The sequence below is a fragment of the Streptococcus intestinihominis genome, from assembly GCF_046824975.1.
In the GTDB taxonomy this organism is placed as follows: Bacteria; Bacillota; Bacilli; order Lactobacillales; family Streptococcaceae; genus Streptococcus.
Genome location: NZ_JBKQBL010000003.1, coordinates 80,850 through 88,285 on the forward strand (window position 1 = coordinate 80,850; position 7,436 = coordinate 88,285).

The 7,436-nt window shown below is 41.9% G+C and carries 7 protein-coding genes; 1 reads left to right on the forward strand and 6 read right to left on the reverse strand.

Annotated features, from left to right (window positions below; translation table 11 throughout):
- Positions 1-155: 155 nt before the first annotated feature.
- The 6 genes from obgE to cdaA all read right to left on the reverse strand — a co-directional run bounded on the left by obgE (position 156) and on the right by cdaA (position 6,226).
- Positions 156-1,469 carry a GTPase ObgE gene (gene obgE, locus ACLOR3_RS05510; protein ID WP_120702126.1) on the reverse strand — a complete coding sequence of 438 codons (1,314 nt, stop codon included), beginning with the start codon at positions 1,467-1,469 and terminating at the stop codon, positions 156-158.
- 45 nt (positions 1,470-1,514) lie between these two features.
- Entirely contained in the window at positions 1,515-1,646 is a 132-nt protein-coding gene (locus ACLOR3_RS05515; RefSeq protein ID WP_023022768.1) for a DUF4044 domain-containing protein, read from the reverse strand.
- Between the two features lie 195 nt (positions 1,647-1,841).
- A complete protein-coding gene (locus ACLOR3_RS05520) occupies positions 1,842-3,215 on the reverse strand; it encodes an Ig-like domain-containing protein (protein ID WP_411400454.1) in 1,374 nt (457 codons plus the stop codon).
- A gap of 42 nt (positions 3,216-3,257) precedes the next feature.
- Positions 3,258-4,613: a phosphoglucosamine mutase gene (gene glmM / locus ACLOR3_RS05525; RefSeq protein WP_411400455.1), complete on the reverse strand. Its 1,356-nt coding sequence runs from the start codon at positions 4,611-4,613 to the stop codon at positions 3,258-3,260.
- Between the two features lie 27 nt (positions 4,614-4,640).
- Positions 4,641-5,381, reverse strand: a complete 741-nt coding sequence (locus ACLOR3_RS05530; RefSeq protein ID WP_006596606.1) for a CdaR family protein — start codon at positions 5,379-5,381, stop codon at positions 4,641-4,643.
- Positions 5,378-6,226: a diadenylate cyclase CdaA gene (gene cdaA / locus ACLOR3_RS05535; RefSeq protein ID WP_006596607.1), complete on the reverse strand. Its 849-nt coding sequence runs from the start codon at positions 6,224-6,226 to the stop codon at positions 5,378-5,380. The genes ACLOR3_RS05530 and cdaA overlap by 4 nt, the downstream gene beginning before the upstream one ends.
- A 181-nt stretch (positions 6,227-6,407) precedes the next feature.
- On the opposite strand from cdaA, the gene ACLOR3_RS05540 reads away from it, so the two are divergent.
- Positions 6,408-7,436, forward strand: a 1,029-nt coding sequence (locus ACLOR3_RS05540; RefSeq protein WP_412037062.1) for a Mur ligase family protein, incomplete at its 3' end; no start/stop codon positions are given.

Below are 7,436 nucleotides of genomic sequence, written 5' to 3' on the forward strand. Positions count from 1 at the left end.
CCGTTCTAAGCGTAACTTACGATTGGGATTCAACTTATTAAAGAGTTCTTCCAATTTTTCTGCATTCCAAACGTCTGCAGCAGAGACAAAATTTCCGTCTTTATCACGAAAGGATATAGGTTTATCTCCCATCTTCTTCTCCTCTTTATCTCTAACTAGTCAACAAATTCAAATTCGAATTTACCGATTCGAACGATATCGCCGTCTTTAGCACCGCGTGCTCGAAGAGCTTCATCGACACCCATTCCACGCAATTGACGCGCAAATTTCATGACAGACTCATCCCGATCAAAATTGGTCATATTGAAGAGTTTTTCTAACTTATCACCAGACAAGATCCAAGAAGCATCATCATCTCGATTGATTTCGAAGGCTGGTTGATCCTCATCAAAGCCATAGTAGACTTCTTCTTGCGCCATATCTTCTTCTGAATACAAGAGGAATTCTGGTGTTTTATCTAACAAGTCTGCTGTTGCTTCCAACAAATTGTCCAAGCCTTGATGGGCCAAACTAGAGATTGGGAAAATCTGTGGCAATTCATCAAACTCGTCGTAATTGGCAGCCAATTTTTTCTTGAACTCTTTCAAGTTTTCTTGGCTCTCTGGCATATCCATTTTATTAGCGACAATAATCTGTGGTCGCTCCATCAAGCGAAGATTATAGGTTTCAAGCTCCTTGTTGATTTGAACGTAATCTTCATAAGGATCGCGTCCTTCACTCGCTGACATATCGATGACATGCAAGATAACACGGGTGCGCTCAATGTGGCGAAGGAATTGGGTACCCAGACCGACACCTTGGCTAGCCCCTTCGATCAATCCAGGAAGGTCTGCAACTGCAAAGGACTCACCTGATGGTGTCCGAACCATGCCCAAATTCGGAACAATGGTTGTAAAATGATAAGCTCCAATTTTTGGCTTAGCAGAAGTAATCACACTGAGAAGAGTTGATTTCCCTACTGATGGGAAGCCAACCAAACCAACATCTGCTAAGACCTTGAGTTCTAATTCGAGTTCGCGTTCCTGACCTGGTTCCCCATTTTCTGAAATCTCAGGCGCTGGATTTTTAGGAGTTGCAAAACGGATATTTCCGCGTCCTCCACGTCCGCCATGGGCTACAATATATTCTTGCCCATTTTCAACCAAGTCGGTAATGACCTTACCAGTCTCCGCATCTCGGACAGTTGTCCCTTGCGGTACTCGCACATAGAGGTCTTCTGCTCCCCGTCCGTGCATCCCTTTGGTCATCCCCTTCTCACCATTTTGAGCTTTAAAATGTCGGTTATAGCGGAAGTCCATCAGCGTGCGCAAGCCTTCGTCTACAACGAAGATAACATTGCCTCCGCGTCCTCCATCACCTCCCCAAGGTCCGCCATTGGGAACATACTTTTCACGACGGAAGGCGACCATGCCATCTCCACCATTCCCAGCCTTGACCTTGATTTTGGCTGTATCTAAAAACATACTCATAATTTAACGTTTTCCTTTTATTACCAAGTGCTACTTGGAATCCTCTTAGTAGGATAGTGCACCAAATGCTGCAGCAAAAATTGCTCCAACCGTTACAATCAACATAATCACAATGACTAGCATAGTCAATTTTTCAAAAAAAGTTTTTTTGCGTTTTCCATTATCTCCAAAAGCCACGTTTTTTACCTCTATTACAATAAATTCATTAGCCCTATTTTACCACGAAAAAGGGCATTTTTCAAACATCCACCTTTTACAAGAAAGACAGCTAATTTATGGCAGGTGTTTTTTTACAACCATACTTTTGCATATTTATTTCTAGCATCCAATTAAAAAAGACTGGAGTAATTTCCAGCCTTTTAAAAAAGAGGATTATTTTGTTAACTTCTTAGAGCGAAACACTGTAATACCAACTGCACATCCCAAGATACCGACAAGGAAGATAACAGGCGTCATCTTTTCACCTGTACTTGGAAGAACTTTTTTCTTCCAAGTTTTTGGAGTTTCTTCTTCTTTGACAGAAGTTGATGATGAGTTTAATGAAGTACTAGAACTTAACGAAGATGATGAACTTGACGAAGACCTAGAACTTGATGAAGACGATGAACTTGACGAAGAGCTAGAACTTGATGAAGACGATGAACTTGACGAAGAACTAGAACTTGATGAAGAACTTGAGCTTGATGAAGAACTTGAACTTGATGAAGAACTTGAACTTGGTGTCGGTGGGGTTTGTTCTTTCTCACCTAATCCTTCTCCAGATCCCGATTCCAATCTCAATTCGCGTGTTAAACTACGAGGCTCAGGAAAATTGGTTGCTGTCCATGTCAAAGTATTATGAACTAGATCGCCAACTTTTGTACCCGGAGCCACTCTAGTAGAGTATTCAATATACATTGGCCAATTGTAGTTATCTCCAAATTCAATAGTAAATCCTGTGATCTGACCAGCTGCATTCTTGTCGAAGACAGCTTTTTTACTGAAATTATCTAAAACTGGCAGAGTTAAAATATGGGCTTCGTTTCTAATTCCACCATCTACTGGACTAAAGCGAACCGCACGGAAACTACCTTCTACCAGTGTCAAACCATCTCCAAATTGATCTTTAATGACCATTCCACGAAGGATATCTTGACGAGCATTTAAGATAATCCGCCATTTTACAATCGTTGGATCTGTTTGGTCTTGGTAGCCATATTTCATTTCATAGTCACCAGCTTGGCCATCTGTTTTTTCGTAGTTTAATGAAAAATCTGTATTACCAAATTTAAAGGTCAGTGGGGATGTTTTGGTAACAACCTCTGGATCAACTTTCACATCAAAACGTAAAGAAACGCGTTTATTGAGAGGGTGTGAAGCAAAGTAATCGTTAAATGTAACCGTTACGGTCTTGTTTGCCGAATTGACAACAGCTTTCCCGACTGTCTGACCATTTGTTTGGCCTTCTTCTACCACATCAAATTCTAGAGCTGTATAGAAGGTTAATTCTTTAGGCAAAGCCAAGGTCAGGGTGTCTCCTGCTTGAATGGCTTGTGTATCAGGAAAGGCTACATTGATGGTAGCAGACAATTTTTCGTTTGATAAGACTGTGGTTCCACTGGTTACTGCTTGGTTATCCTTGGTCAGACTAGCTGTTTGCGTATAAGACAGGACTTCTGACGCTTGAATAGTTTGAACAAAAGCATTCGAAAAAATAACTGCAGCAACAAGGGCTAGGGACCACATCATTCGACGTAAATATTTCATATTAACCTCCTTAACTCTCACTTGGAGAGTTTACTTCTTTATTTAATCTTCAAGACCAATTTCATCTTTGACTACAGCAGCAATGGTATCCACATAGTAGTCCACTTCTTCATCAGTCGGAGCCTCTGCCATGACACGAAGAAGTGGTTCGGTACCACTTGGACGCACCAAGATACGGCCATTCCCAGCCATTTCAGCTTCCATTTTTTCAATGATTGCGCGAATGGCAGGAACTTCCATAGCCTTGTCTTTCATGCTGTTTTCAACACGGATATTGACCAATTTTTGAGGATAGATGGTAACTTCTGATGCAAGGTCTGATAAAGTACGACCAGTTTCTTGCATAATCTTAGTCAATTGAACGGCACTCATCTGGCCATCTCCGGTGGTATTGTAGTCCATGACAATCACGTGACCAGACTGTTCACCACCTAGATTGTAACCAGACTTCCGCATCTCTTCGACCACATAGCGGTCTCCGACAGCTGTCACAACCTTGTTAATGCCCTTGGCATCCAAAGCCTTATGAAAGCCTAGATTGGACATGACCGTCGTTACGATAGTGTTATCTTTTAAGAGACCTTTCTCAGAAAGGTAGGTCCCGATGATGTACATGATTTTATCACCATCGACCAGGTCCCCATTTTCGTCAACTGCAATCAAACGGTCACTATCACCATCGAAAGCCAAACCAATAGCTGCACCAGATTCTCGGACAGCCTCTTGCAAAGCCTCAGGATGGGTCGAGCCTACTTGGTCATTGATATTGAGACCATTTGGGCTTTCTCCAATAACTGTCAAACGTGCTCCCAAGTCAGCAAAGACATGACGGGCACTTGTAGATGCGGAACCATTCGCAGCATCCAGAGCCACGTGCATTCCTTCCAGCTGGGTTCCAGTTGAAACTAAGTATTCTTGATACTTACGAAGTCCTTCAGGATAGTCCATCACTGTACCAAGACCTTCTGCACTAGGTCGAGGAAGAGTATCAGACTCCGCATCCAATAAGGCTTCAATCTCTAGTTCACGGTCATCGTCTAATTTATAGCCATCATTCCCAAAGAATTTAATCCCATTGTCTAAGGCTGGATTATGACTGGCAGAAATCATGACCCCAGCACTTGCACCTTCAGAACGAACCAAATAAGCTACACCTGGTGTCGCGATGACACCGAGTTTATAAACTTTAATCCCTACAGATAGGAGACCTGCTACGAGAGCACTTTCTAACATTTCACCAGAAATACGTGTATCTCGTCCTACGAAAACAAGTGGAGTTCCTTTTTCATGTTGACTGAGGACATAACCTCCGTATCGACCGAGCTTAAAGGCCAACTCTGGCGTCAATTCGACGTTTGCTTCTCCACGGACTCCGTCCGTTCCAAAATATTTACCCATTATGATATTCCTTTCGATGAATCTTTATTAATTGCTATTATGTGATGAAGAACTGGTCGAGGAAGAGCTGGAACTGGTTTGTTTCAACTCAACCTTCATGTAGAGTTCTGATGGAGAGATGATGACTGGTAAATCATTCCCTTCACTGTCTACTGCCTTCATTGATACGGTTGCAGTATAGGTATTGTTCAAAAGATCTCCTTCAGGGAAGATGGCTTCCACATGATCAATTTTAGCTAAAGTATCTTGGTCGCTTGTTACAGATACCTCATCCTCAGAGAAAGTAACATGCGAGAGATTCCAACCTGGAGCAATTTGTTTATCTGGTATCGTGACGGAAACATCAAATTTTTTCGTCATTTTCTTACCAATTTTTGCAGTTACCTTCTGAGGCTCGATGGTTGCTGTTAAACCAGAAGGTAAGCCTTCAATGTTTAATATGATTTCATGCTCGCCTTCTTTCAGATCTCTTAAATCGGCTACCACTTTAAATTTACGAGTACTAGCCTGCATTTCTGATGCTAAAGCAACACGATTAGATCCTTTAAGAAAGACGGTCACTTCTGAACTAATCCCGCTGACAAAATATTTACTATCGTTGTACTTTACGTCAATTGGAATATTGGTCAAGGTATTCGTGTAGGTTTCAGAACTAACTTGACGCGCACTACTGTTATTCTGAAAATTAACAGAAGTTGCATTGATGAACAAGAGACTTGAGAAAAAGACAGAGGTCACAATATAGACTATTTTTCTTTTTGAAATCATTTGACGCGTCCTCCAAAAATTCTTGATTTCAAATCTTTTTTCTCTTGATCTTCTGGAATAATGAAGGCACGCAATTCTTGTTCGAATTCTTCGATACTGAGGTCGTGTCTAAAACTCCCATTTCTCGTAATGGAAATACCACCCGTTTCTTCTGAAATAACAAAGGTGAAGGCATCACTTACCTCAGACAAGCCAATTGCTGCCCGGTGTCGCGTTCCGAACTCTTTTGAAATTCCCGTACTTTCTGTTAAGGGGAGATAGGCACAAGATACAGCAATTTTATCATTGGTGACAATCACTGCCCCATCGTGAAGCGGGGTGTTGGGGATAAAAATATTAATCAGAAGTTCACCCGAAACATCTGCATCGAGGGGAATACCCGTAGAAATATATTCTTGAAGGGTTCTACTCCCTTGAATAGCAACCAAGGCACCAATCTTTCGAGGACTCATATAAGCAACGGCTTTTACATAGGATTGAACCAATTTTTCTTCTGTACTAATCTGGTTGGTTGAGAAAAATTCAGTTGCTCGACCTAATCGTTCTAATCCCGTCCGAATTTCCGGAGAGAAAATCACTACCGCAGCAATGACCCCGTATGTGATGATTTGGTTGATCAACCAAGAAATGGTCGTCAGACCAATCATATTGGCAACTAACTCAAATAAGAAAAAGGTCAAGACACCACGGACTAAAATCATAATTTTAGTGCCGACAATGGCTTTTATAAAATAATACAATAACCAGGCTACTAGGGCAATGTCAATCAGGTTGACAACCACACTCCATGGAGTGGGAAATAAACTGGCCCAATACTGGGGATTTGACAATTGTTGGATGTTCACAATCTCATACCTACCACTTCTCTTCTAGGCTTTTCACGCAGCTAACAATTGTGGATGATTACTGGAAACAGCAAGGCTTCTAGCAAATGGATAGCGCGTTCAAACTACTCTACACCATTATATCATGTTTCAACAGATTTTTCTGTAACCTTCTGTTGGTTTTTGTGATAAAATATGAATTATGAAGATTAAGACTAGTATAGGGCTTATTGCCGGAAAAACGAGTAGTCACCTCTTGCGTTTGCTTGGTCGTGGCTCTACCCTTCCTGGAAAAATCGCCCTCCAAATTGATAAAGACATTTTACAATACCTGGCCCAGAACTACGAAATTGTGGTTATCACTGGCACGAATGGGAAAACACTAACAACAGCTCTCACTGTTGGCATTCTTCGGGAGGCTTTCGGACCTATCGTGACCAATCCTAGTGGGGCTAATATGATTTCAGGGATTACGACTACTTTCTTGAACGCAAAAGGTTCTTCTGGTCGTCCTATCGCTGTTCTTGAAATCGATGAAGCCAGCCTGGCTCGAATTTGTGACTACATCACTCCGACCTTGTTTGTAATCACCAATATTTTCCGGGATCAAATGGATCGCTATGGGGAAATCTACACGACTTATCGGATGATTTTAGATGGGATTAAAAAAGCGCCTCAAGCGACTGTTCTGATGAATGGGGATAGCCCACTTTTCCACACCCTTCCCCTACCAAATCCCGTTCAATATTTTGGATTTGATACGGAAAAAACTGCTCCGCAGCTAGCTCATTACAATACGGAAGGAATCGTTTGTCCAGAGTGTCACGGTATTTTAACTTACCAATTAAACACCTATGCCAATCTGGGAGATTACATTTGTGAAAGCTGTGGCTTCCATCGTCCTCCATTGACAGTGGCAGTTAATGAATTGACCGAGCTGACCAATACTTCTTCTCACTTTAAAATCAACGGGACAAACTACCACATCAATATTGGGGGCCTCTATAATATATACAACGCCCTCGCTGCAGTTGCGGTTGCCCATTATTTTGAAGCGAGTCCAGACGTCATTAAGCGTGGTTTCGACAAGAGCAAGGCTGTCTTCGGCCGTCAGGAAACCTTTAAGATTGGGGATAAAGAATGTACCTTAGTCCTGATCAAAAATCCGGTTGGAGCAACCCAAGCCATTGAAATGATTAAGTTGGCGCCGTATTCCTTTAGCTTGTCAGTC

Coding starts and splice junctions, on each gene's coding strand:
- glmM (WP_411400455.1), bottom strand. CDS start 4,613: ATGGGTAAATATTTTGGAACGGACGGAGTCCGTGGAGAAGCAAACGTC.
- obgE (WP_120702126.1), bottom strand. CDS start 1,469: ATGAGTATGTTTTTAGATACAGCCAAAATCAAGGTCAAGGCTGGGAAT.
- ACLOR3_RS05530 (WP_006596606.1), bottom strand. CDS start 5,381: ATGATTTCAAAAAGAAAAATAGTCTATATTGTGACCTCTGTCTTTTTC.
- ACLOR3_RS05520 (WP_411400454.1), bottom strand. CDS start 3,215: ATGAAATATTTACGTCGAATGATGTGGTCCCTAGCCCTTGTTGCTGCA.